The organism is Gemella sp. GH3 (assembly GCF_013415425.1).
Lineage (GTDB): Bacteria > Bacillota > Bacilli > Staphylococcales > Gemellaceae > Gemelliphila.
Map to the genome: position 1 here is coordinate 1 of NZ_JACBYC010000194.1, position 419 is coordinate 419.

General features: G+C 32.2%; 2 protein-coding genes. Both read left to right on the forward strand.

Features of this window, described 5'->3' with window-relative positions; genetic code table 11:
- A partial coding sequence (locus tag HZY83_RS07020; protein WP_179943334.1) for an S-adenosylmethionine:tRNA ribosyltransferase-isomerase occupies positions 1–330 on the forward strand: 330 nt, incomplete at its 5' end.
- A gap of 22 nt (positions 331–352) precedes the next feature.
- A partial coding sequence (locus HZY83_RS08500; protein ID WP_228098472.1) for a hypothetical protein occupies positions 353–419 on the forward strand: 67 nt, incomplete at its 3' end.

Genomic DNA, 419 nt, shown 5'->3' on the forward strand with positions numbered 1-419 from the left:
CAAGAAACTGCTGATTTACTTAATCAAACAAAGGCCAAAGGTAAAAGAATAATTTCGGTGGGAACAACATCTACACGTACTTTAGAAACTATTAGAAGAGACCACGAGCAATTTGTTGAAAAAAGTGGCTGGACGGATATATTTATTTATCCTGGATTTGAATATAAAGCAATAGATGGATTAATTACTAATTTTCATTTACCTAAATCTACATTAGTAATGCTAGTGTCAGCATTTAGTACTAGAGAAAACATTTTAAATGCATATCATAAAGCGGTAGAAATGGAGTACAGATTCTTCAGTTTTGGAGATGCAATGTTAATTATTTAAAGAAGAATGTGAGGTTTAACGTATGCCTGCGGTAACTTATGAGCATATTAAAACATGTAAACAATCAGGGGCAAGATTAGGTATTGTAC